Origin of the sequence: Azospirillum canadense, from assembly GCF_025961225.1 — a bacterium.
Classification (GTDB): Bacteria; Pseudomonadota; Alphaproteobacteria; order Azospirillales; family Azospirillaceae; genus Azospirillum; species Azospirillum canadense.
This window is the reverse complement of sequence record NZ_JAOQNG010000010.1, coordinates 1,431,060-1,454,190: the sequence shown is the minus strand read 5'-3', so window position 1 is coordinate 1,454,190 and position 23,131 is coordinate 1,431,060. Positions and strand designations below refer to the sequence as shown.

General features: G+C 69.5%; 26 protein-coding genes. 15 read left to right on the top strand and 11 right to left on the bottom strand.

Annotation, left to right across the window (positions count from 1 at the left end):
- Positions 1-6 precede the first annotated feature (6 nt).
- The 4 genes from hpnJ to M2351_RS42500 form a co-directional block, all read right to left on the bottom strand.
- The gene (gene hpnJ, locus M2351_RS42515; RefSeq protein ID WP_264661987.1) at positions 7-1,440 is read right to left on the bottom strand and encodes a hopanoid biosynthesis associated radical SAM protein HpnJ; all 1,434 of its coding nucleotides are present in this window, start codon (positions 1,438-1,440) and stop codon (positions 7-9) included.
- A complete protein-coding gene (hpnI, locus tag M2351_RS42510; protein WP_264661986.1) occupies positions 1,437-2,594 on the bottom strand; it encodes a bacteriohopanetetrol glucosamine biosynthesis glycosyltransferase HpnI in 1,158 nt (385 codons plus the stop codon). The genes hpnJ and hpnI overlap by 4 nt, the downstream gene beginning before the upstream one ends.
- Before the next feature lie 167 nt (positions 2,595-2,761).
- Entirely contained in the window at positions 2,762-3,127 is a 366-nt protein-coding gene (locus tag M2351_RS42505) for a hypothetical protein (RefSeq protein ID WP_264661985.1), read from the bottom strand.
- A 6-nt stretch (positions 3,128-3,133) separates the two neighbouring features.
- A complete protein-coding gene (locus tag M2351_RS42500) occupies positions 3,134-3,316 on the bottom strand; it encodes a hypothetical protein (protein WP_264661984.1) in 183 nt (60 codons plus the stop codon).
- A gap of 277 nt (positions 3,317-3,593) precedes the next feature.
- On the opposite strand from M2351_RS42500, the gene M2351_RS42495 reads away from it, so the two are divergent.
- The gene (locus tag M2351_RS42495; RefSeq protein ID WP_264661983.1) at positions 3,594-4,289 is read left to right on the top strand and encodes an ABC transporter substrate-binding protein; all 696 of its coding nucleotides are present in this window, start codon (positions 3,594-3,596) and stop codon (positions 4,287-4,289) included.
- Between the two features lie 24 nt (positions 4,290-4,313).
- The gene (hpnA, locus tag M2351_RS42490; protein ID WP_264661982.1) at positions 4,314-5,294 is read left to right on the top strand and encodes a hopanoid-associated sugar epimerase; all 981 of its coding nucleotides are present in this window, start codon (positions 4,314-4,316) and stop codon (positions 5,292-5,294) included.
- A gap of 7 nt (positions 5,295-5,301) precedes the next feature.
- Here hpnA and M2351_RS42485 read toward each other — a convergent pair whose 3' ends face one another.
- A complete protein-coding gene (locus M2351_RS42485) occupies positions 5,302-5,802 on the bottom strand; it encodes a hypothetical protein (protein WP_264661981.1) in 501 nt (166 codons plus the stop codon).
- A gap of 148 nt (positions 5,803-5,950) precedes the next feature.
- Between M2351_RS42485 and M2351_RS42480 the strand changes: the two genes are divergently transcribed.
- A complete protein-coding gene (locus M2351_RS42480) occupies positions 5,951-6,079 on the top strand; it encodes a hypothetical protein (RefSeq protein ID WP_264661980.1) in 129 nt (42 codons plus the stop codon).
- 37 nt (positions 6,080-6,116) lie between these two features.
- Here the strand turns inward: M2351_RS42480 and M2351_RS42475 are convergent, their stop codons facing one another.
- The gene (locus M2351_RS42475) at positions 6,117-6,602 is read right to left on the bottom strand and encodes a hypothetical protein (RefSeq protein WP_264661979.1); all 486 of its coding nucleotides are present in this window, start codon (positions 6,600-6,602) and stop codon (positions 6,117-6,119) included.
- Positions 6,603-6,715: 113 nt separating this feature from the next.
- Between M2351_RS42475 and M2351_RS42470 the strand changes: the two genes are divergently transcribed.
- Entirely contained in the window at positions 6,716-8,932 is a 2,217-nt protein-coding gene (locus M2351_RS42470) for a helicase-related protein (RefSeq protein WP_264661978.1), read from the top strand.
- Between the two features lie 76 nt (positions 8,933-9,008).
- Entirely contained in the window at positions 9,009-9,185 is a 177-nt protein-coding gene (locus M2351_RS42465; protein ID WP_264661977.1) for a YqaE/Pmp3 family membrane protein, read from the top strand.
- A gap of 234 nt (positions 9,186-9,419) precedes the next feature.
- On the opposite strand, the gene M2351_RS42460 is transcribed toward M2351_RS42465, so the two are convergent.
- The 4 genes from M2351_RS42460 to M2351_RS42445 form a co-directional block, all read right to left on the bottom strand.
- A complete protein-coding gene (locus tag M2351_RS42460) occupies positions 9,420-10,238 on the bottom strand; it encodes a metallophosphoesterase family protein (protein ID WP_264661976.1) in 819 nt (272 codons plus the stop codon).
- 11 nt (positions 10,239-10,249) lie between these two features.
- Complete coding sequence (locus M2351_RS42455; protein ID WP_264661975.1) at positions 10,250-11,434, bottom strand: carboxylate--amine ligase; 1,185 nt, start codon at positions 11,432-11,434, stop codon at positions 10,250-10,252.
- A gap of 68 nt (positions 11,435-11,502) precedes the next feature.
- Positions 11,503-12,612 (bottom strand): GNAT family N-acetyltransferase, encoded by a 1,110-nt coding sequence (locus tag M2351_RS42450; protein WP_264661974.1) that lies wholly within the window; start codon positions 12,610-12,612, stop codon positions 11,503-11,505.
- Positions 12,613-13,014: 402 nt separating this feature from the next.
- Positions 13,015-14,313, bottom strand: coding sequence for an MFS transporter (locus M2351_RS42445; RefSeq protein ID WP_264661973.1), 1,299 nt, complete (start codon positions 14,311-14,313; stop codon positions 13,015-13,017).
- A 315-nt stretch (positions 14,314-14,628) separates the two neighbouring features.
- Between M2351_RS42445 and M2351_RS42440 the strand changes: the two genes are divergently transcribed.
- The 4 genes from M2351_RS42440 (at position 14,629) to M2351_RS42425 (ending at position 16,916) form a co-directional block, all read left to right on the top strand.
- Positions 14,629-15,480: a hypothetical protein gene (locus M2351_RS42440; RefSeq protein ID WP_264661972.1), complete on the top strand. Its 852-nt coding sequence runs from the start codon at positions 14,629-14,631 to the stop codon at positions 15,478-15,480.
- Between the two features lie 143 nt (positions 15,481-15,623).
- Positions 15,624-16,088: a Fur family transcriptional regulator gene (locus M2351_RS42435; protein WP_264661971.1), complete on the top strand. Its 465-nt coding sequence runs from the start codon at positions 15,624-15,626 to the stop codon at positions 16,086-16,088.
- A complete protein-coding gene (locus tag M2351_RS42430) occupies positions 16,088-16,372 on the top strand; it encodes a hypothetical protein (RefSeq protein ID WP_264661970.1) in 285 nt (94 codons plus the stop codon). Before M2351_RS42435 ends, M2351_RS42430 begins: the two co-directional genes overlap by 1 nt.
- 115 nt (positions 16,373-16,487) lie before the next feature.
- Positions 16,488-16,916 (top strand): hypothetical protein, encoded by a 429-nt coding sequence (locus M2351_RS42425; RefSeq protein WP_264661969.1) that lies wholly within the window; start codon positions 16,488-16,490, stop codon positions 16,914-16,916.
- Between the two features lie 40 nt (positions 16,917-16,956).
- Here the strand turns inward: M2351_RS42425 and M2351_RS42420 are convergent, their stop codons facing one another.
- Positions 16,957-17,778, bottom strand: a complete 822-nt coding sequence (locus tag M2351_RS42420) for an HNH endonuclease family protein (RefSeq protein ID WP_264661968.1) — start codon at positions 17,776-17,778, stop codon at positions 16,957-16,959.
- Positions 17,779-17,961: 183 nt separating this feature from the next.
- Here M2351_RS42420 and M2351_RS42415 point away from each other — a divergent pair, with 183 nt between their 5' ends.
- From M2351_RS42415 to M2351_RS42390, 6 genes are read left to right on the top strand one after another with little or no spacing between them, the layout of a single operon-like run.
- Positions 17,962-19,143 (top strand): 4Fe-4S dicluster domain-containing protein, encoded by a 1,182-nt coding sequence (locus M2351_RS42415; protein ID WP_264661967.1) that lies wholly within the window; start codon positions 17,962-17,964, stop codon positions 19,141-19,143.
- Positions 19,144-19,145: 2 nt separating this feature from the next.
- Complete coding sequence (locus tag M2351_RS42410) at positions 19,146-19,619, top strand: cyclic nucleotide-binding domain-containing protein (protein ID WP_264661966.1); 474 nt, start codon at positions 19,146-19,148, stop codon at positions 19,617-19,619.
- 12 nt (positions 19,620-19,631) lie between these two features.
- The gene (locus M2351_RS42405; RefSeq protein WP_264661965.1) at positions 19,632-20,492 is read left to right on the top strand and encodes an FAD/NAD(P)-binding protein; all 861 of its coding nucleotides are present in this window, start codon (positions 19,632-19,634) and stop codon (positions 20,490-20,492) included.
- Position 20,493: 1 nt separating this feature from the next.
- A complete protein-coding gene (locus M2351_RS42400; RefSeq protein WP_264661964.1) occupies positions 20,494-21,333 on the top strand; it encodes an NADH-quinone oxidoreductase subunit B family protein in 840 nt (279 codons plus the stop codon).
- Between the two features lie 30 nt (positions 21,334-21,363).
- A complete protein-coding gene (locus M2351_RS42395) occupies positions 21,364-21,789 on the top strand; it encodes an endonuclease domain-containing protein (RefSeq protein WP_264661963.1) in 426 nt (141 codons plus the stop codon).
- A 1-nt stretch (position 21,790) separates the two neighbouring features.
- Positions 21,791-23,083, top strand: a complete 1,293-nt coding sequence (locus tag M2351_RS42390; protein ID WP_264661962.1) for a Ni/Fe hydrogenase subunit alpha — start codon at positions 21,791-21,793, stop codon at positions 23,081-23,083.
- The last annotated feature ends 48 nt before the right edge of the window (positions 23,084-23,131 follow it).

The window sequence follows — 23,131 nt, the reverse complement described above, 5'->3', positions numbered from 1 at the left end:
ATGGAATTACCCGGCCTTGGCGGCCTTGCGGGCGTTCAGGAACTGGAAGAACTCCACGCCCTCGCGCAGGCGGCGCTTCATCATGTCCGGGCTGCGCACCATCTCGTTGACGATCGAGCCGATCTTGCGCGGGCGGAAGTAGAAGCGGCGGTAGAAGGTCTCCACCGAATCGAAGATCTGCGTGTGCGCCAGATGCGGGTAGTGCAGCGGAGCAATCTGCACGCCGCGGCTGTCGATCAGCTCCGCGTGGTCGGTGTCGAGCCAGCCGTTCTCCATGGCCTGCCGGTACAGCTCCGTCCCCGGGTAGGGGGCGGCCAGCGACACTTGGATGGTGTGCGGGTTGGTCTCGATGGCGAAGCGGATGGTCTCCTCGATGGTCTCCGGCGTCTCGCCCGGCAGGCCCAGCACGAAGGTGCCGTGGATGGCGATTCCCAGCTCGTGGCAGTCCTTGGTGAAGCGCTTGGCGACCTCGATCCGCATGCCCTTCTTGATGTTGTGCAGGATCTGCTGGTTGCCCGACTCGTAGCCGACCAGCAGCAGGCGCAGGCCGTTGTCCTTGAGCACCTTCAGCGTCTCGCGCGGGACGTTCGCCTTGGCGTTGCAGGACCAGGTGACGCCCATGCGGCCGAGTTCCTTGGCAATGGCCTCGGCGCGGGGCAGGTCGTCGGTGAAGGTGTCGTCGTCGAAGAAGAACTCCTTCACCTGCGGGAAGGCCTCCCGCGCGTAGGCGATCTCGCGCACCACATGCTCCACGCTGCGCGTGCGGTAGCGGTGGCCGCCCACCGTCTGCGGCCACAGGCAGAAGGTGCAGCGCGACTTGCAGCCGCGGCCGGTGTAGAGCGAGACGTAGGGGTGCTTCAGGTAGCCGATGAAATAGTCCTCGATCCGCAGGTCGCGCTTGTAGACCTCCGTCACGAAGGGCAGGTCGTCCATGTTTTCCAGCATGGCCCGCTCCGGCCGGTGGACGACGACGCCCTCGGCGTTGCGGTAGCTGAGCCCGTCGATGGTCGCGAAGTCGCGGCCCTCCGCCACTTCCTTGATGGTGAAGTCGAACTCGTTGCGGGCGACGAAGTCGATCACCGGCGCGTCGTTCAGGCTTTCCTCCGGCTGCACCGCCACCTTGGCGCCGACCAAGCCGATCTTCAGGTTCGGGTTCACCGCCTTCAGCGCATCCGCGACCTTGACGTCGGACGCGAAGGACGGGGTGGAGGTGTGCATGACGACGAGGTCGTAGTCCTTCGCCAGCGGCAGGACCTGTTCCATGGTCAGGCCGGCCGGGGGCGCGTCGATCAGGCGGCTGCCGGGCACCAGCGCCGCCGGCTGGGCCAGCCAGGTCGGGAACCAGAAGGACCGGATTTCCCGCTTCGCTTGATAGCGCGACCCGGCGCCGCCGTCGAAACCGTCAAAAGAGGGGGGCTGGAGGAACAGGGTCCGCATCATGATTCTTCTCCGCAGAAATGCAGCCGCCCTTCGGAATCCACGCGGTAGCGCGCGTCGCGCCACGTCACAGTGGTCCCGCAGAAGCTGGCGAGCAGAAGGCCCGCCGACAACAGGTCACGCGCCGCGAGCAGCCACAGCGGCGTCGCCGGCTGCTCCAGGGCGCGGTCGATGATCCGCCCCGCGGCGAACCGGACGCCGAGGGCAAGAAGGAGGGAGGCGACGCCCAGTTCGGGCAGCCCGGCGGCCAGCGACCCCAGCAGCGCGATGACGCTCCAGAAGACCGGGAAGGTCACGATGGATCCGGCGTGGCCGGACGGTTCGATGGCGCGCACGGTGCGCATCCAGCGAATCTCGTGCGCGATCAGGTCCTTGGCGTTGCGCTCGGTCACCGTGGTGGCGACGACGCAGGGGCTGAGCGTCAGCGGCTGGCCAAGCTCGCGCACCGCCGCGCCCAGCGCATAGTCGTCGGCCAGATGGTCGCGGAACCGCTCCAGCCCGCCCAGCCGGTCTAGCGTCGCGCGGGACAGCGCCATGGTGGCGCCGAAGCAGCCGTCGCGCCGCCCCGTCAGTCGGCCGAGCAGGACCGAAGGCAGGAAGCCGTGGTTGATGAAGGCGACGCCCAGCCGCGCCCAGGGCCCCTCGGCGCCCCGCCCGGTGTAGAGGCAGGTCACCAGCCCGGCGTCCGGCGTCTCAAGATCGGCGGCGACCGCGTCCAGGTAGCCGGGCGGCACGCGGATGTCGCTGTCGGCGATGATCAGCAGGTCATGCTTGGCGCTTCGCAGCGTGTTCAGCAGGTTGCCGACCTTCAGGTTCGTGCCGTGCCGCGTGGCGTCCACGACCAGTGTCATGTCCATGCCGGGATTCTCCGCGACCAGCCGTTCGACCACGGCGATGGCCGGGTCGGCGGGGTTCTGGACGCCGAACACGATCTGGAAGGCCGGGTAGTCCTGCCGAATGAAGGAGCGCAGGTTGTCCGCCAGCTCCGCCTCCGCGCCGCAGAGCGGCTTCAGGATGGTGATGGGCGGGCGCCGGGCGGGGACCGGCATCGGCAGGGCGCGGAACCGGCGGACCGCCCATGCGGAGACGGCCAGTGCCGCCGCGCCAACGGCCGTCACCAGCGCGAAGACGATCGCCAAAACCGTCACAATGTCCATCGCCTCGCTTCTGCCATCGGCCATAGGTGGGTGCGCGGCGTACAGACAACATCACAACGCGCCGGCGCACAATATAGCTTTGGTATCCCGTTTGCCCAATTTTCCGGTATTCCGCGCCGGGCAGGGGCATAGCTGGTGTGCTGGGACTGGTGCGCTGGGGCCGGCGATTAGTCGCCGTCGGCCGCGTCCAGGTCGTCCTGGAAATCGAACCGCCCGGCGTCCCGCGCCCCTTCGTAGGCGCCGCAGTACCAGAGCTTGATGAGCAGCTTGGTCTGTCCGTGCTGCGAAAATTGCTGATACAGCACGTAGGCTCCGCCCCCGATGCGGGCGTGGGCCGTGCCGATCTCCGTTCCCGGAAGCTCGATGTCGCCCGCCGTGCCGGGCTTGGTGTTGAACGACTCGACCAAGCGCTCGACGGCCCCCGCCTGGTCCGGCGTAAGCTGGGCGCGCTTGTCGAGAAAGTCCTGTGTCGTCTCTTTATCGCAGGCCGGTGGCCGTCGGACACCCGGAATGGGGACGTTGTAGAAGGGCATCGGTGATTACGACGCCTTGACGTACGGCTTCCACCCGCTGACGCTGACGTTGGTGCTCAATTGTCGGAACAGCTGCTTAGCGGCGCGCTGCTGCTCGGCGTTGGCCTTTTGGGGAGGAACAATCCGCTCCGTCCGTTCCACACGACCGCTCCTGGCGCAGAGCGTCGTCGTGTTCTTGGTGAGCTTCATGAAGGGGCGTCCTGGCGGTTGGCTGTCGGCGGTGGGTTGCGCGGTCAATCCTATCGATAGGAGATCGTATCGTCCTCGCGCCTGTCAACGCACATCGTCGCCGACCGGTATCGTCATGGTGCCGCAGGCCGCAGACCCTCCTTTTTGGGGGTGGCTGGAATGCAAGGGGGCTTCTCGCCTCCGCGGGATTGCTCCATACATAGTGCCACGCGGGCGCTGCCACCTGTTTACCCCAGGTCCGCCCCGTTCCCCATTCAACTCCCGGAGGCTCGCCACCGTGGCCGTCGGCAAGGTGCTTACTTCTCTCATTGCGTCGCGGCGATTCGCCCTGTTCGCCGCCATCCTGGCCTTTTCCGCACTGTATCCCGGTGGGATGTCGCCGGCCCACGCCCAGGCCCCGTCGCCTGGCGGGCCGGGCGCGCCGCGCGGTGTGGTGCAGGGCTTCTACGACGTGCTGATCGGCGCCATGAAGGACGGCCGCAAGCTGGGCTTCCAGGGCCGCTTCGACCGCATCCGCCCGGCTTTCGAGAAGGCCTTCAACGCCACGCTGATGACCCGCGTCGTGGTCGGCGCGACCGGCTGGTCGGCGGCGACCCCGCAGCAGCAGGACCAGGCGGTGGACGCCTTCACCCGCTACAGCGTCGCCAACTACGCCGCCAACTTCAACGACTTCGGCGGCGAGAAGCTGGAGGTTCAGGGCGAGCGCCAGACCCAGGCCGGCACGGTGGTGGAGACGCAGATCGTCCCGACCGACGACAAGCCGGTCGCCATCAACTTCCTGCTGCGCCCGGTGGACGCCGGTTCGGGCGGTGGCGGCTGGAAGATCAGCGACGTCTTCCTCGACCGCACGATCAGCGAGCTGGCCACGCGCCGCTCCGACTTCGCGCGGACGATCCAGGACGAGGGCATCGCCGGCCTGATCAAGCGACTCGATGAGAAGACGCGCGAGATCGCGGCCGCGACCAAACAATAGGGCCGTACCCAGGGAGACCGACCGATGACTGTGCTGGTGACGGGCGCCACGGGGTTCGTGGGCTCCGCGGTCGCGCGCCGGCTGCTGGCGGAGGGGCTGGCCGTCCGCACGCTGGTGCGGCGCGGGACCGACCGCCGCAACCTGCAGGGGCTCGACGTCGAGGTCGTCGAGGGCGACCTGCTGGACGAACCCTCGCTGCGCCGCGCCGTCGCGGGGTGCGAGGCTCTGTTTCACGTCGCCGCCGACTATCGGCTGTGGGTGCCGGACCCCGAGCGCATGCGGCGGATCAACGTCGACGGCACGCGGGCACTGATGCTCGCCGCTCTCGACGCCGGCGTGTCGCGGATCGTGCACACCAGCAGCGTGGCGACGCTGGGCATCGTGCCCGGTGGCGTCGCCGACGAGGAGACGCCCTCCACGTTCGACGACATGATCGGCCCCTACAAGCGCACCAAGTTCCTGGGCGAGCGGGAGGTGCACCGGCTGATCGCGGAACGCGGGCTGCCGGCGGTGATCGTCAACCCCTCCACCCCCGTGGGGCCGCGCGACATCCGCCCAACCCCGACCGGCCGCATGATCGCCGACGCCGCCGCGGGGCGCATGCCGGCCTACGTCGACACCGGGCTGAACATCGTGCATGTGGACGACGTGGCGGAGGGGCACTGGCAGGCCTTCCGCACCGGGGAGGTCGGGCAGCGCTACATCCTCGGCGGCGAGAACCTGATGCTGCGCGACATTCTGGCGGTCATCGCGACGCTGGTCGGCCGCACGCCGCCGGTCGTCCGCCTGCCGCACCGCGCGCTGATCCCGCTCGCCTACGCCATGGAGGCCTTCGCCCGCGTGTCCCGCGCGAATGCTGAGCCGCTGATGACGGTGGACGGCGTCCGCCTGTCGCAGAAGCGCATGTTCTTCAGCTCCGCCAAGGCGGAAGCCAAGCTGAACTACCGCCCGCGCCCGGCCGGTGAGGCGCTGGCCGACGCGGTGGCATGGTTTCGGAACCAGTAACGCTTCCTCAGGCCGCGCCCGCCGTTGCGAAAGCGGCGGAGCCGGCCCCGACCTCCCGCACCAGGGCTTCGCCGATCAGCCGGTAGCCGAGCCGGGTGAACAGCCCCTCCGCGTCCAGCTTCGGCGCCGTGGCCGCCACCACGCACCCCCGCAGGTCGACCACCACCGTCCCGCAGCCGAGCTGGCGGGCGAGGTGATCGATGGACTCGATCTGCGCCGCGCTGGTCGCCGCCGCGTCGAACAGGCCGATGGCGACGAAGATCGGCACGGTCAGCACGCGCACCGCGCTGTCGGCGCTGACGCGCCAGCAGTACAGGCCGCGGATGTGCCCGTCGCTCATGGCGCAGGCCATGGCGCCGCAACTACCATTCGGGCCGGATTCCAGAAAGGGTGCCACCGCGCCGCGCCATTGCTCCAGGGTCATGTCCCGGTGCAGGGCCTGCGCCACGGGCAGCGCCTGGTCCGCGTGGGATGGCGAAAGAGGCGTGATGATGAAGCTTTTGGTCATGGTGGCGGTCCTGGGGGAGGCGGTCCTTCCCGCCCATCATCGTCGGGACCCGAGAGCGTCGCGTTGATTTTGGTCAGGTGCCGGACGCTTTGCCCAAGTGTTGTCAGACCCGTTGAAAGAGGATTCCAACTCTTGCGAAAGGCCGACCATGAGCGCCTATCCGCCGCCCGGTCCGGACCCGGACGTGCCGATCCCCATGCCGCTGCCCCCGGACGCCCCGCCCGACGAGGCACCGGACATCCCGCCCATGCCGGGGGAGCCCCAAGAACCGGTCTAATTCCAGCCGGTTTAGTTTCGCCCCTTAATTCCGCACCCTAATTCCGTCGGGGCTTGCGGCGGTACAGCTCCATGGCGCGTTCCAGGATGCCGGGGGCGGAGTAGTCGCCGAGGAACAGGTCGCCCAGCGCCCGGCGCATGCGGGCGCGGATGCGGTTGCGGATCGCGTTGCGCAGGGCCTCTTCCTGCATGTAGCAGCGCTGGCACAGGCTCTTCGGCCGCGCCTCCGGGTTGCCGGAGGGCTGGCGCGGGCGGACGACGACCTTCAGGTCGCGCGTCTCAGCGTATTCGACCACGTCGGGCCAGGCGGCCCGCCGCCCGCGGCCGTCGCGCCAAGTCTGGTCGGACGGGTCGTACCAGCGCCCGTCCGGCAGGCAGCGCACCACGGCGCCGCCCGGCCGGCCGCAGCAGCGGCAGCGGGTCTCCCCGGCGGCGGTGCCCCCAGCAGCGGTGCCCGACATCCCCTTGCGGTCGGCCGGATCGAGATCGGGTCTCAGAATCTTTGCGCGGAGTTGTCTGGTCATGGCTTGATGCCTGCCCCGGGCCGGAATGCCCGGCGGGGTCAGGCTCATGACACGGATGGGCCGTGATCGCCAGTGTGATTTTGAGAAATCTTTGAGTGAAGTGTGTGACCGCGATGCCCCCTTCCGACGACAGCGTTCCCCATGACCCGAACCTCGTGCACGAGCTGGCCTCCGCCCACCCCGACGTGGTGACGCCGGCCGCCGTCGGCGTCACGCGGGTGGAGCATGCGGAGCGGCACGGCCTTGTCCCGCTTGGCCTGCCGCTGCCCAAGGGGAAGCGCGACCTGCTGGTCCCTGCGGAGCGGCGCGAGGCCATCCTGCTGGAAATCCAGGGGCTTCTCGACCGCGCCCGGCGGCGCAACGATCTGCTGGCCCAGGGGCGCCACGCGCTGGAGGGATGGTCGACCAGCCTGCACCCGGCTGAGGACCGCACCCGCCTGCGCGCCGTCCGCAGCGAAGACCTGCCCTGGCCCGGCTTGGCCGTTCCCGTGCGGTTGCAGGTCTCCCGCACGCTGGACGTGCTGGAGCTGGCCGACCTGACCGACGAGGAGCTGACGTTGCGGCTGGAGGGCGACCCGGCCCTGTCCTCCGCGCTGGAAGAGGCGCTGTCGCGCACCGCCGCCCGCCTGCACCGCTACGCCGCGGAGGTGGGGGAGCCGGAGGATGGTTGGACCTTCGCCAGCCTGGCCGAGCGGCTGTCGCGGGCGGCGCGCAACCGGCACGGCGTGGAGGAGCTGCTCGATCGCTGGGACCGCGAGTTCGACGTCTGGCGGCGGGAACGGGCGGAGGCGCGCGGGCGCGCCTATGTGGACCGGCATTTCGACTTCGCGCGGTTCGAGCGGCTGTTCCCCGTGGCGCGCGGGCTGGGGCGGCGGCTGGTGCTGGTGGTCGGCCCGACCAACTCCGGCAAGACCCACCACGCGATCGAGGCGCTGAAGGAGGCCTACGACGGCGTCTATCTCGCCCCACTGCGCCTGCTGGCGCTGGAGGTGATGGAACGGCTGAACGCGGAGGGCACGCCAGCCTCCCTGCTGACGGGGGAGGAGGCGATTTCCACGCCCGGCGCGCGCCACACCGCCTCGACCATCGAGGTGATGGACCCTGACCGGCCGGTGGAGGTGGCGGTGATCGACGAGATCCAGATGCTCGCCGACGCCGACCGCGGCTGGGCCTGGACTGCGGCGCTGATGGGCGCCCCGGCGGAGACCGTCTACATCCTCGGCGCGCCGGAGGCCCGGCCGCTGGTCGAGCGCGCGGCGGAGCATCTGGGCGAGCGGCTGGAGGTGATCGAGCTGGAGCGCAAGGTGCCGCTGACCATGATCGACCGCCGCCTGAACTGGGAAGAGGTGGAGCCCGGCGACGCCCTGATCGCCTTCTCCCGCCGCGAGGTGCACGCCGTGCGCGACACGCTGCGGGCGCGGGGGCTGTCGGTCGCGGCGGTCTATGGCGCGCTGGCGCCGGAGGTGCGGCGGCGGGAGGCGGCGCGCTTCCTGTCCGGCAAGGCCGACGTGGTGGTGGCGACCGACGCCATCGGAATGGGGCTGAACCTGCCCTGCCGCCGCGTCCTGTTCACCGCGCTGGAGAAGTTCGACGGCAGCAGCGTCCGCCCGCTGACCGCGACGGAGGTGAAGCAGATCGCCGGCCGCGCCGGCCGCTTCGGCAAGTTCGAATCGGGGGAATTCGGCGTGGTCGGCCGCGGCACGCCGCAGGCGCTGCGCAACCTGCTGGAAAAGGGTGACCCGCGCCTGCTGCCGACGGCACCGCTGACCGTGCGGCCGACGCGCGGGATGCTGGCCCGGCTGGCGGGCCATCTGGAGACGGAGGAAACCGTCCTGCTGGTGGACTGTTTCGCCGACGCGCACACGGGCGGCTCGCCCTACCGGGTCGGCGATCTGTCGGTGCTGCGCCGGCTCGCCGTGATGCTGGACGAGCGGCGGCTTCCGCTGGCGGCGAAGCTCGACCTGCTGCTCGTCCCCGCCGACCTGGACGAGGAGGCGGAGGCCCGCATCCTCGCCACCATCGTCGGCGCGGTCGAGTCGGGGGAGGCGATGCCCATCGGGCGCATCGTCCCGGCGCGGCTCGACGGGCTGGACGGGGCGGCGCTGGAGGCGGCGTCGCGCGCCTGCGATCTCTACTACTGGGCGGCGCGCAAGTTTCCCACCCTGTTCCCGGAACGCGAAGCCGTGCGCGCCCGCCGGGCGGAGGTCAGCCGGCGCTTGGCCGAACTGCTCGCCACCCGCGGTGCACGCTCCGCCGGTAACCGGCGCGAGCCCCCGCCGAAAGCCGGCTTCCGCGGGGCGCCACGGAAGCGGTTCGGGCCGCGGCGGTAGGGGGCATGGTTGCGTTCGGACCACTCACCGAAGGCAGTGGGAAGGAACCTCGGGCGTCGCCGTGTGTTGTTCGGGCATGGACCTGATACGCATCATCCTGGCGCTTCTGCTGCCGCCCGTCGGCGTCTTCCTCCAGGTGGGGTTTGGCGCCCAGTTCTGGATCAACATCCTGCTGACCCTGCTCGGCTACATCCCGGGCATGATCCACGCCCTGTGGGTCATCGTGAAGCACCGGGACCGGTATCCGGCCTGACGCCGACACCTCGTCCGACGCAGATCTGCCGTGACAAAAGTGCGACCGCGCCGCGACGCTTTATCACAGAAATTCGCCGCGCATGAGGGTAATGTCCCCGCCGTTCAGGGACAGGAACCCAGGTCATGTTCAAGCTTCTGCTCGCCCTTCTGCCGCTCTCGGCTTCGCTGCTGATGCTCGCCACCGTTCATTGAACGGTGGGGCGAGCGGTGGGGGCGGCGTGTTGCGCGCCCCTTACGAATTGATCACCCGCCGCACCATCTCGTAGATGCCGACCCGCCGCAGGCCCTCCTGCAGAGTGGAGCGGATCGGAGCGGGTATGGCCAACAGCCGGCGCGGCTCGATGCCGGCCTTGCGGGTCTTGGTGAAGGCGGCCGCGTCGTCGTAGGGCACACGGCGCACGCTCACCATCCGCTGCTCCGTGTCGAATACGATGTAGGTCGCGCGGCGCTCGGCCGTGCGGGGTTCGCCGACGGTGCCGGGGTTCAGAAGGTAGACGGAGCCGTCCCGCAGCCGAACCTCGTCGCGGTCGTGCTTCCACAGCTCCCCATCCCGGTATTCGTGCACGCCCAGCCGGTGCGTGTGGCCGAAGGCGCAGACGCGGGCGCCGGACGGATGCTCCAGCAGCGCCTGGGCTGACTGGCGCAGGCGGTCATCGCTGTTCAGCCGGACCAGTTCGCAGCCCTGGTCCACATGCAGCGCGCCATGCACCACCACCAGTTGGTCGTCCACCGCGGCCTTCAGCGGTAGGGCGGCGAGCCAGGCGATCTCCTCCGCCGACAGGCGCTTGCGCGTCCAGGCAACCGCGCGGATGGCGCGGACGCTGAAGCCGTCGGTCGGGATTTGGCGCGTGACCGCCCGGTCGTGGTTGCCGGCGATGCACAGGGCGCCGGCCTCGCGCAGCAGGGCGATGCAGGCCGACGGGTCGGTGTTGTAGCCCACGATGTCGCCCAGGCAGACGATGCGCTCCACCCCCGCCGACTCCATGTCGGCCAGGGCGGCGCGCAGCGCCTCCACGTTCGCGTGGATGTCCGACAGGATGCCGAGCCGCATCGCGCAAGCCTTTAAGCTTTCAGGGCGTCCACCGGGCGGGTGCGCCGGATGTTTGAGGGCAGGAAGCGGTTGAACTGGTTGAACAGGAACGGCATGGGGTCGTCCATCACCAGCGCTTTCGCCTCGCACCGCATCATCCAGGGCAGCCACTGCCCCATCGGCACGCCGCTCTCGCGGGCGGCTTTCAGGTCCTTGGTCATGGAGCACCAGCAGGCGCCGACCCGCGCCTTGCTCACCGCCGGCCGGGGCAGCCCCAGCGTGTCGGCGTAGACCAGCGCCGGCAGGTTCACGCCGGCCACCGCGCCGAGATGGTGCCAAAGGTTGAAGCGCGGGTTGACCTCCAACAGGTGCAGGCTTCCGTCCGGGGCGCGCTTGAAGTCGAATTTGGCGACGCCCGTCAGGCCCAGCACCTCCACCATCTTGCGCCCGAGTGTTGCGACGTCCGCCTCATCGGTGATGGTGAGCGCCGTGCTGTGGCCGTATTCCAGGGGGTAGGTGCGGATCTTGCGGCCGGTGAACTCCCCGGCGATGGCGCCTTGCGGGTCGACGTAGACGTGGTAGCTCTCGATCCGGGTCTCCGGGCCGGGGATCATCTCCTGCGCCAGAACATCCAGCCCAACTGCCGCCAGCTTCGGCCACAGGGCGCGCAGTTCGTCGATGCCGTTGACCTGGAGCGCCTTGCCGAATCCCTCCGTCAGATCCCAGACCTTGCGGCGGGTCAGCGGCTTGATGATCAGGGGGAAGCGCAGGTCGATGGCGACCGGGGCGAGGTCGCGGGTCGGGAACAGGCGCCGTGTCGCCGGGACGGGCAGGTCCAGCCGCTCCGCCAGGGCCTGGAAGCGGCCCTTGTCCACCAAGTCCTCGATCAACTCAGGCTCGGCTATGGGAATGCGGAAGGCCTCGGCCAGACGGTCGCGGTAGCGCGACGCGATCAGCAGCTGGTTGTCGTCCTGGTAGAAGAGGACGGGCTTCTCCGCCTGGGCGCGGCCCCAGCGGACCATCTCCTCCACCAGTTCGTCCTGGTTCTTGGTCGAGTCCTCCCAGAGGATCACGTCCTTGGTGTAGCGGGAATGCAGGGCCGGGGTGCCCAGGTGCGTGACCACGGCGCAGCGCACGCCGGCCAGCCCCAGCGGGCGTACCATGTCCATGTCGCCCATCACGCAGGCGATGGCGGCATTCGAGAACGCGTTCTTCATCGTGACGACCTTCGCCAAGTGCGGGGGGACCGGATTTCGCGGCGTTGCGGAATCGATCACCGATTCGATCACCGATTCATGGGGGCCAGGGGGCTGCGCGGCAACCGCTTAAGCCTTTCTATCAGGCCGCACTTCGCCTGACGGAGACGGGCATCGATCTGACGGCTTACCCTGTCCGGGCCGAGTGCCAGCCAATTCATCGGTTGTTCGGCGTTGGACAGCAGCGGCTTGTGCCCGGCCGGGGTTGACATGAAGTCGTAGCAGTCCTCGCCTCTCGCCAGCGTGTCCTCAACGGCGAGCACGTGGCTGACGAGGCCGGGCTTGACGCGCTTGTCCTCCTCGTAGGCGAAGCCGCCCTGGTAGTTCATCACCCGCCCGCGGTGCACGAAGTTGTAGAGGAAGCCGACCGGCTGCCCCGCAACGCTGACCCGGCACATGCGGACGGTTCCCTCCGGCACGCCGGTGGCGATCAGCCGTTCGTGGAACGGGCGGAAGGACGGGTTGGAGAAGGCGCCGGACTGGCCGCGGGCCGCCCAGCTCGACTGGTGCAGCACCTCCATGGCGCGGAAGTCGGCCAGGGCTTCGTCCGCGTTGGCGGCAACGCGGTAGTCCAGCGGGCCGCGGTCCGTGTAGAGCCGCATGGCGCGCCGCACCGTCGCGCGGGTGTTCTTGCCCAGCGTGGCGAGGTAGTCCCCGCCCCGTTGGCGCACGTGGCCGAGGTCGACCCACTGGGTGCTGTCGGCGACCCGCACCTGGAGCGTGTGGCCCTGTCCCTGCGCCACCCGGCGCACAGCCGCCTCGGCCGCCGGTTCCAGCCCGCCGAGCACCAGTTCGTCCCAGTTGGTCAGGCGGCTACCCAGCCAGTCGAAGCAGGCGGTCAGCACCTCGGGCGCGCAGGACCGGTCGGCGAGGATGCCGTTGTACTCCATGAACAGGCGGTCGAAGACCCGCTCGCCGGTCTCATGCAGCAGCCAGCAGCGCGTGCGCAGCAGGCCAAACCGCCAGAGCGTGCGCGGGCACAGCAGAGCCAAGCCGACGACGCGGCCATGCGAAGTTGCCTTCAAAAGATGGGGGCGCGCCTTGGCCGGCAGAAAGGCCAGCCAGTTGCCGATCCATGACCAGGACAGAAAGAACGACCCGTCGGCGCGTGATTCCAGGTCAGTCCACAGTTGGCGCAAATTTTCGACTTCAGAGATGGGCAAAAGGTCGATGTCGACCGCAACACGATCGTCCTGAATAAGAGTCCGCATGTCCATAAGCGCGGGCTTTCCGACGTTTGTTGGCGGAAAAGGCGGCGAAAGGCTCCTACCGGGACTGGGTTGGCGCGGGGAGCAAGGAATCCTTGCATTTCATTTGTATTCGTCCTTGTTGTCCCGGCCGATGCATTATGCACGAACCACCTTCCTTAGAACGCGCTTGCGAAAGCCGGGTTGCCTTGTTCCAAGGGGGGAACTCCGTCGGAGTCGGCCGTGGTACCGTGGGGGGAGGGGGTGGGGTGAAGACTATGTCCGTCTGCCCCACTGGACCGGCGGCCAAGGCGAACCATCGATTCGTCGTCGGGCGTCTTGCAACCCGAAGTTTCAGGCGGCGTTTTTGGAGCGGCGGGCGGCCAGCAGCACGGCCAGGGCGCCGGCCACCGGGAACACAGCCATCAGGGCGAAGGTCAGCCCGTAGCTGCCCACCGCGTTGTAGGCCGTGGCGAACAGCGCCGGTCCCACGACCACGCCGGCGAAGGTCAGCATCATGGCGCCGCCCGTTGCAGCACTCGCGGAACCGGGCGGGGAGACGCGCGCGACCTCCGCCAGGAACACGCCGTTCCAGCCGATGGCCCCGGCGCCGAACACCGCCAGCACCACGACCACCGCCCAGGACGGCCAGGACGGCGCCAGCGTGGCCGTGGCAAGCGCCGCCGCCATGGACAGGACGCCGATGCCGGCCAGCACCGCGGTGCCGGACCGCATCCGGTCGGCCAGCAGGCCCCAGCCGATGCGCGCCGCCGCCCCCGACAGCTGCATCACCGATACGGCGAAGCCGGCGGTGACGATCGGCCAGCCGAGGTCGTGCACCAGCATGTTGACGGTGAAGGCCATCAGCGACAGCTGGATGGCCGAAAAGCAGAAGCCCATCAGGGCGAAGCCGCGCAGCGCCGGTTCCCGCCAGACCAGCCGCGGGCCCTCCGTCAGCTTGCCGCGCAGGATCAGGCCGGGCTTGCGGTCGTCGTCCCACACCCGCCGCCCCGGCGCGAAGATCGCCAGCAGCACGGCGAACAGCGCGGCGACGGCCAGCGCCGCCCCGCGCCATCCCGCCCACTGGCCGATGCCCGGCAGGATCAGCCCCGCCAGCACGCCGGCCAGCGGGACGCCGGTCTGCTTCAGCGAGAAGACGAGGTTGCGCCGGGCCGGCGGCGTGAAGCGGTTCAGCAGGTGCGAGGAGGAGGGGTTGACCAGCCCGTAGCCGATCCCGATCAGCACCGACGCCAGCGCCGCCACCCACAGCAGGCCGGTGGCGAGCCCCAGGCAGCCGAGCAGCCCCAGCACCATGGCGGCGACGCCGACCGTGCCAGCCCCCCAGCGCCGCACCACCAGCCCGGCCACCGACGACACCAGCGCGCCGGCGCCGTAGATGATGCTGATCTGGTAGCCGACCGCCTCCGCCCCGACGCCCAGCGAGCCCGCGGCCAGCGGCGCCACCGTCGCCATGGTCAGCACCGACAGGGTGGCGATCGCCTGCACGCTGGTCACCTCCGCCAGCAGCAGCGCGAAGGGAGCGGGCGGCGTTTCCGGAGCGAAAGGGGCGGCGGGGGGCGCGGTGACGGATGCTGCCGGCGATATCGTTTTGCCCTGGGCCGTTTGGTCCGGTGCCGTCTCGTCGGTGGCCAAGGGAATGTCCTGTCCTGTCGGGGGTGCGTCCTTTGGGCGCACACTATGCCACCACCGGCGTCGCAGAAGGCACCCCCCGATCCGGCAAGCCCGTCATGCGCCGCCCACGTCCTGCATTGCTAATGCGAGTAACTCTCAATACTATTCGGGCGGCGCGTGGGAAGCTGAGCGACGGTCAGGACTTGCTATTGCGATTCACTCGCAATTTCAGTATAGCGGGTTGAGCACCGCACTGCGACACACGCCGGACGGACAGGCGCCGACAGGGCGCCAGCCGGACGGGCACCAAACGGGAAACAGGAAAGGCAACCCCGCATGCACACGAAGACGCTCACGCTTTGGATGGGGATCAGCACCTTCGCGCTTCTGGGCGCCGGGGCGAACGCCGCGGAGATGCAGGGGCAGATGCACGGGCATGGGATGCACGCCTCCGCCGCGGTGCAGGTTGCGCAGGCGGACCACCAGCACCCCGCCCCGGCCGGCGAGGCTGCCGCCCCCGCTGCCGAAGCGCCGGAGCAGGACATCTTCACCGAATACCCCGCTGGGGAGGCCCTGGTCGGCCGCCTGCTGATGCTGAAGGGCCACCTTCTCGTCGGGCAGGAGCTGTACCGCGCCGGCCGCCTGGACGACGCCGCCCCCCATTACCTGCACCCGACCGAGGAAATCTGGGGCCTGATCAAGGACGAGATCAAGACGCGCAAGCTGCCGAACTTCGAGGGCGACCTGAAGGCGCTGGCCGGGCTGGTGAAGGCCAAGAAGCCGGCCGCCGAGGTCTTCGCCAAGCAGGACGCCGTGCTCGCCAAGCTGGAGAAGGCCATGAAGGCCTCCGACAAGAAGGCCCCGGCCTTCGCTATGACGGTCGCCCCGGGCGTGCTGTCGCAGGCGGCCGAGGAATACAAGGAGGCCTTTGTCGACGACAAGCTGGCCAACGCCGTGGAATACCAGGACGCGCGCGGCTTCGTCACCGCGGCGCGCGCCTACGTCTCCACCCACGCCAAGGGGCTGGCCGCGAAGAACGGCGACGCCTTCAAGGCCGTGACCGGGAACATGGACGAGATCGCCAAGGCCTTCCCGACCGCCGTCCCGCCGTCGCAGGCCGTGCTCGACCCCAACGCCGTCCGTGCGCTGGTGACGAAGGTGGAAGAGAAGAAGGCCGCCTTCCAGTAAACGTTTCCTTGTGGAGCCTTTGAGGCTACTTCTCCCGCATGGGAAAGCCGTTGCCAGGACCCTTTCCGCTCTCCATCTCCTTTCCAATCGACGCCGGCGGACAGCCCGGCGGGGCCAGGGATGGAAGCGGAAAGGATCAGCCTGTGACGACGCACACCGGAACGCCTCCCGACGATGCCCTCCCGTCGCGGCTCGAACGCGCCTGCGCGGAGCGGGGGTTGAAGATGACCGGCCAGCGCCGGATCATCGCGCGCGTCCTGTCGGAAGCCGCCGACCACCCCGACGTCGAGGAAGTCTACCGCCGCGCCTCCGCCATCGACTCCGGCATCAGCCTCGCCACCGTCTACCGGTCGATGCGCCTGTTCGAAGAGATCGGCATCATCCAGCGCCACGACTTCGGCGACGGCCGCGCGCGCTACGAGGAGGCGAGAGGCGACCACCACCATCACCTGATCGACATCGAGTCGGGCGAGGTGGTCGAATTCCAGGACCCCGAGTTGGAGGAGGCCGTCGCGCGCATTGCCCGCGAGCTTGGATTCGATATGATTGGCCAGCGCCTGGAGATTTTCGGGCGACGGACCAAGCGCAAGGGAACGGAGCCCGCCTGATGCCGGCGGACGACCATTCATCGGACCAGAGGCGCCAAAAATTGCCCAAGCGGGAATTGGCCCAGCAGGATTTTGCCGAGCGCTTCGCCGCCTGCGAGGCGGCCGTCTGCGGCTGCCGGCCCATCGTGGAGCGCGCCTACCGCGAGCTGGTCGACCGGGGCCGCCCGGACCGCCACGCGCTGGAGGCCGCCACCGTCGTCCTGCGCTGGCATCATCCGGAACTGGCCATGCCGGAAGCGGAGCAGATCGTCGAACGCTGGGTCGCCGGCAACATCCTGCACTGACGCCTTTCTTCGCACTGCGGCCGCGCCGCCGCGGTGCGGCAACGGGCGCCCTGGCCTTCGGCTTGCGGGTCCCGTAGGCTGGTTCCCTCCAGTCCTCCTGCACGGGAGAGCGCCGATGACCACGCTCCTGCGTCCGGAAGACCTCCGCCGCATGGCGGAGGAGCAGCACTGCAAACTCGTGCACGAAGCCGAGGAACTGGAGCACAAGCACGAGGAGGAGCTGAAGCGGCAGCACGACGCCTTTCTGCACCGGCACCTGGACCCGCAGGTGGAGGACCGCTTCAACCACCAGGTCGCCGAGGCCGCCAAGCGCGGCGACCATGAGATCCTGGCCCTGCGCTTTCCCAGCGACTGGTGCGAGGACGGCGGACGCGCCATCAACAACCTGTCCGACGACTGGCCATCCAGCCTGACCGGCTTCGCCCGCGAACTCTACGAGTCCTTCGACGCGAAACTGCGCCCCCTGGGCTACCGGATCCGCGCGCAGATCCTGGACTATCCCGGCGGCATGCCCGGCGACGTGGGCATTTTCCTCAGTTGGTGAGTTCGGTCCGGCCCGGAATTCCGCCGATCGCCGGCCGCGTTCAATGGACCGCGCCGGCCTGCTCGCGGCAGTCGGCGATGATGTTGCCGACCGTCACGCGCTCGCGCTCGTCCATGGTCAGCTGCCAGCGGGCCTTCACGGCGATCCAGTCCGCGACGTAGGCGCAGAGGTAGTCCTGGCGCGGCGGCAGCCATTCCTCCGGCCCCTTTGAGCCCTTGGCACGGTTGGCGGCGGCGGACACGGTGACGAGGGTCAGCGGGTCGGTCAGGTCGTTGGCGTAGGCGGCGCGCTTCTCGCGCGGCCAGTCGTAGCCGCCGCTGCCGTAGGCCTCCTCCAGCGGCACGCGGTGGTCGATGTCGACCTGGCGCGGGTTGGTGAAGGTCTCGCCCGTATAGGGATCATGCCAGACACCGGAAAGGACGGAGCAGCCGTTGGGCGACAGCTGGGCAGGCTCCGCCGAATCGCGGATCAGCACCTGTTCGCGCGTGTTCAGGCACTTGCTGCCGATGGTCAGCCAGTGCGGCCATTCCTCGCGGACGTAGCCGCCGCGCTTTTCGTCCTCCACGCGGATGCCGTCGAGCTGTTGCAGGACGCGGGCGTAGTCGATGCTCGCGTCCGGGGTGGGGCGCGGCACTTGGGCGGGCGGGCGTTGACCGGTGCGGTCGCGCTTGGCCGGCGGCTCCTCGCGGCCGATCAGGATGTCCAGGCTGCCGCGCGGCAGCAGGTGGTATTTCTCGCCCAAATACACGGCGGCCAGCACCAGCAGCACGGCGACGAGGCCGCCCAGCGTCAGCGACGACCCGCGCCGCGGTGCCCGGCCTGATGTCTGCCGACGGCTCGGCCCGGAGTTCCACTTCGCCATTCGATTCCTCGTCGCCTGCCCAGTCTTCGTCTCGCGTGGTCGGGGCGCGTTCCTAGCAGACAGAACGGCGGACTGCGACAAAACGCTCGCCGCCCACGACTAAGGTGGTTCGGGGCGGACCTTCATCGCTTCGCCAAAGGGCGTATACTTCCCTCGTCACGTCGTGACGCGAGGGGGCTGCCCATGGAGCGCACCGCACCGACGACCGGCCGTTCCGCCCTTCCGGAAGCCGCCATCCTGGACCGCGAGGGACTGGACGCCCTGATCGCCGCGCTGCGCGGCGACGGATACGCCGTCATCGGGCCGCGGCTGCGCGACGGCGCCATCGTCCTCGACCCGGTGGAGAGCGCCGACGACCTTTCCTGGGGCTTGATCGACGAGCAGGACGGCGGCCGCTACCGCTTGGTTCCGGGCGACGCGCAGACGGCCTTCTCCCACACCGTCGGCCCGCAGAGTTGGAAACGGCACCTCTACCCGCCGCGCCAGACGCTGTGGACCGGCCGGCGGGACGGCCGGGGCTTCACCGTGGAAACGCCGGCCGATCCGGTCCCACACCACGCCTTCCTCGGCGTGCGCGCCTGCGACTTGGCGGCCATGGCTGTGCAGGACCGGGTGTTCGGGGTGGCCCCGCACGAGGGGCGCTCCGCCGGGCAGGAGCGCTTCACCGACAGCGGCTACGCCGCCCGCCGCGCCGCCGCCTTCATCGTCGCCGTGAATTGCGGGCGGGCCGGCGGCACCTGCTTTTGCGACAGTATGGGGGCCGGGCCGAAGGCCGCGGGCGGCTACGACCTCGCCCTGACGGAGTTGCCCGGCTGCGGGACGCCCGCTTTCCTGGCGGAGGCCGGCTCGGCGACCGGGGCGGCGCTGCTCGCCCGCCTGCCGGGGCATGCGGCCGGCCCACAAGACCGCGCGGCGGCCGACGCTTCGGTCGAACAGGCCCGCGCCCACATGGGCCGCGCGATGGTGCCCGATGCCGGCCCCCTGCTGGCCCGCAACCTGGAGCATCCGCGCTGGGCGGAGGTGGCGGCGCGCTGTCTCAGTTGCGCCAACTGCACCATGGTCTGCCCGACCTGCTTCTGCACCACCGTGGAGGACACCACCGACCTGTCCGGCGACCATGTGGAGCGCTGGCGGCGCTGGGATTCCTGCTTCACCGTGGATTTCTCCTACATCCACGGCGGCGCCATCCGGCAGAGCGGCCTGTCGCGCTACCGGCAATGGATGACCCACAAGCTGTCGAGCTGGTGGGAGCAGTTCGGGACCTCCGGCTGCACTGGCTGCGGGCGCTGCATCACCTGGTGCCCGGTCGGCATCGACATCACCGAAGAGGCGCGTGCGATCCACGACAGCGAGGGGAGGGGCTGACCATGGTGCAGGTCGAGGGGCTGGGCCGGCTGCTGGCCGAACATCCGTTCTTCCGCGACATGCCGCCCGACGTGCGCGGGGTGGTGGTCGGCTGCTGCACCAACGCCCACAGGCGCCCTGGCGAGTTCCTGTTCCAGGAGGGCGCCGCCGCCGACCACTTCTACCTGATCCGCCAAGGCACGGTGGCGGTGGAGGTGCACGCGCCCGGCCGGCCATCCGTGGTGGTGGAGAACATCGGGGAGGGGGAGATCATCGGCTGGTCCTGGCTGGTCCCGCCCCACCGCTGGACCTTCGACGCTCGCGCGGTGGAGCAGGTGCGGGCCATCGCCATCGACGGCGCCTGCCTGCGCCGCAAGATCGACGAGAACCACGAGCTGGGCTTCCACCTCTACCAGCGCTTCATCCCCGTCATGGGCCGCCGCATCGCCGAGGCGCGCCTGCGCATCGTCGAACTGACCACCGACGCCGCCGAGTGACGGAGGACGTCCATGGACTCCGCGCTCCTTCCCCCCACGACCATAGCGTCCGCCGACCCCATGGTGCCGCGCCCGTTCCGGATCGTCCGGCGTCTGCGCGAAGTGGACGGCTGCTTCACGCTGGTGCTGGAAAGCCAGGACGGCCGGCCGTACGTCTTCCGGCCGGGCCAGTTCAACATGCTGTACGTGTTCGGCGTGGGGGAGGTGGCGATCTCCGTCTCCGGCGACTGCCGCGACCCGGGCGGGCTGGTCCACACGGTGCGGGAGGTCGGCACGGTCACCCGCGCCATGGCCGCTCTGCGCCCCGGCGATAGCATCGGCGTACGCGGCCCTTTCGGCCACCCCTGGCCGATCGAGGAGGCGTACGGCCAGGACGTACTCTTCGTCACCGGCACCATCGGCCTCGCCCCGCTGCGACCGCTCATTCTTGAGGTGCTGAACCGGCGCGAGCACTTCGGTAAGGTGGTGCTCTGCTACGGATCGCGCGGGACGCACGACATCCTCTATGAGGGTCAGCTGCACCAATGGCGCGGGCGCTTCGACATGCAGGTGCACGTCACCGTCCATTCCGCCCCCGCCGGCTATCGCGGCCGGGTGGGCAGCGTCGCCAATCTGGTGAAGATCGCCCGCTTCGACCCGGAGCAGACCACCGCCTACGTCTGCCGATCGGAGACGATGACCCGACCGGCCGTCCAAGCGCTGTACGAGCGCGGCGTAACCGCCGACCGTATCTATGTGACGCTGGAGCGCAACATGAAGTGCGGCGTGGGCTTCTGCGGGCACTGCCAGATGGGCGGCTCCTTCATGTGCAAGGACGGCCCCGTCTACCGCTACGACACCATCGAGCACGTCTTCTCCGTGCGGGAGCTGTGACATGCCCCGGAAAGTCCCCAAACGCCGGCCCAAACTGGCCGTGTGGAAATTCTCCTCCTGCGACGGCTGCCAGCTGTCTCTGCTCGACTGCGAGGACGAGCTGCTGGCCGTCGCCGACGCAGTGGAGATCGCCTATTTCCTGGAGGCGACGCGCGTGGCGATCCACGGCCCATACGACGTCTCGCTGGTGGAGGGCTCCATCAGCACGCCGCATGACGCGGAGCGCATCCGGCGCATCCGCGCCCGGTCGAAGGTGCTGATCACCATCGGCGCCTGCGCCACCGCGGGCGGCATCCAGGCCCTGCGGAACTTCCGCGACGTGGATGGCTTCGTCCGCGCCGTCTACGCCCGGCCAGACTTCATCGACACGCTGGCGACCTCCACCGCCATCCGCGACCATGTGACGGTCGATTTCGAACTGCACGGCTGCCCCATCAGTAAGTCCCAGCTGCTGGAGGTGCTGAACGCCTTCCTGAACGGCCGCCGCCCGGTCGTGCCGCCGCACAGCCAGTGCATCGAATGCAAGCTTCACGGGACGGTGTGCGTGATGGTGGCGCGCGGCGTGCCGTGCCTCGGCCCCGTGACCCAGGCCGGCTGCGGCAACCTTTGCCCCCGGTTCGCGCGCGGCTGCTACGGCTGCTTCGGCCCGAAGGAAACGCCGAACACCGCAGCGCTGGCCAAGCAGCTGACCGCGCTGGGCTGGCGCGACGCCGACATCGCCAACGCCTTCCGCTCCTTCAACGCGGACGCGGAGGCGTTTCGCCGCGAAGCCGACGCCAACGCCCCTCTCCCGCCCCCGGCGGGAGAGGGAGGGGCCCGCGCCAAAGGCGTGGGAGGGTGAGGGCTAGGTTCATCCGATGGAGCAACGGTCATGTCCCGCACGCCACCGACAACGCTCGACAAATCGCGTGCGCTTCGCGCCGAAGGTACAGATGCGGAAAAGACGCTGTGGCGTCTGCTGCGCGGTCGGCGCCTCGATGGGTGGAAGTTCCGACGCCAACATCCAGCGCCGCCCTATGTGCTGGACTTTGCGTGCGTGGAAGCGCAGTTGGCCGTGGAAGCCGACGGTGGTCAGCACAATGGAGCGGAGCGCGACCAACTTCGGGCCGAGTTTCTGACGAACACGGGCTGGCGCGTCCTGCGCTTCTGGAACACCGACATTCTCGCCAATCCGGAGGGCGTCGCGGAGACGATTCGGGCTGCCCTGTCGGGTAAACCTAGCCCTCACCCTCCCACCGCTGCGCGGTGGGCTCCTCCCTCTCCCGCCGGGGGCGGGCGAGGGGATTTGGAGGCCTGACATGGAAACCCGCACCATCAAGGTCGATGCCCTGGCCCGTGTCGAGGGGGAGGGGGCGCTGTATGTCCGGGTGAAGGGCGGGGTGGTGCAGGATCTGAAGTTCCGCATCTTCGAACCGCCGCGCTTCTTCGAGGCGCTGCTGGTCGGCCGCCCTTACGGCGACGCGCCGGACATCACGTCGCGCATCTGCGGCATCTGCCCGGTCGCCTACATCGTCGGGTCCAGCCACGCCATGGAGGCGGCGCTGGGCGTCGCCGTGCCCGACGCGATCCGCAACGCCCGCCGCCTGCTCTATTGCGGGGAGTGGGTCCAGAGCCACGTCCTGCACGCCTACCTGCTGCATGCGCCGGACTTCCTGGGCTTCGAGGATTCCATCCAGCTCGCCAAGGCGCATCCAGGCGTGGTGGAGCGGGCGCTCGACCTGAAGAAGACCGGCAACCGCATTCTGGAGGTGCTGGGCGGGCGCGCCGTCCACCCCGTCAACACGCGCGTCGGCGGCTTCTGGAAGGCGCCGCCGCGGGCGGAGGTGCGCGGGCTGCTCGACGACCTGCGCCGGGCGCGCGACGCGGCGGTGGAGTCCGTGCGGCTGTTCGCCGGCTTTGAATTTCCGGACTACGAGGACGACTACACCTTCGTGGCGCTCCACCACCCCGATGAATACGCCATCGACCGCGGGCGCATCGTCTCCAACCGCGGGCTGGACATTCCCGTCGCCGACTTTGAAACGCACTTCGCGGAGGAGCATGTCGCCTACTCCAACGCCTTGCACGGTGTGATGGTCGGGGCGGACCGGCCCTACATGGTCGGGACGCTGGCGCGCTACGCGCTGAACTTCGACCAGTTGTCCCTGCTCGCCAAGCAGGCGACCGCGGATGCCGGGCTGCCGCGGGTGGTGCGGAACCCGTTCAAAAGCCTGGTCGTCCGGGCGGTCGAGACGGTCTACGCCTGCGACGAGGCGGTGCGCTTGGCCGAAGCCTACGAGGCGTTCGACCCGGCCGCCGTTTCCATCCTGCCGCGCGCCGGACGCGGCACCGGCTGCACGGAGGCGCCGCGCGGCCTGTGCTACCACCGCTACGACCTGGACGGGGAGGGGCGCATCGCCTCGGCCAGCATCGTGCCGCCGACCTCCCAGAACCAGAAACAGATCGAGGCCGACTTGCGCGGCGTCGTCCAGGCGAACCTGGACCTGCCCGACGAGCGCCTGAAAGACCGCTGCGAGCAGGCGATCCGCAACTACGACCCCTGCATCTCCTGCGCGACCCACGTCGTGACGCTGACGGTGGACCGCGATTGAGGGAGGCTGGGTTGCGTGCGCCGCGTAAGGAATACGCCTTTCGCGAGG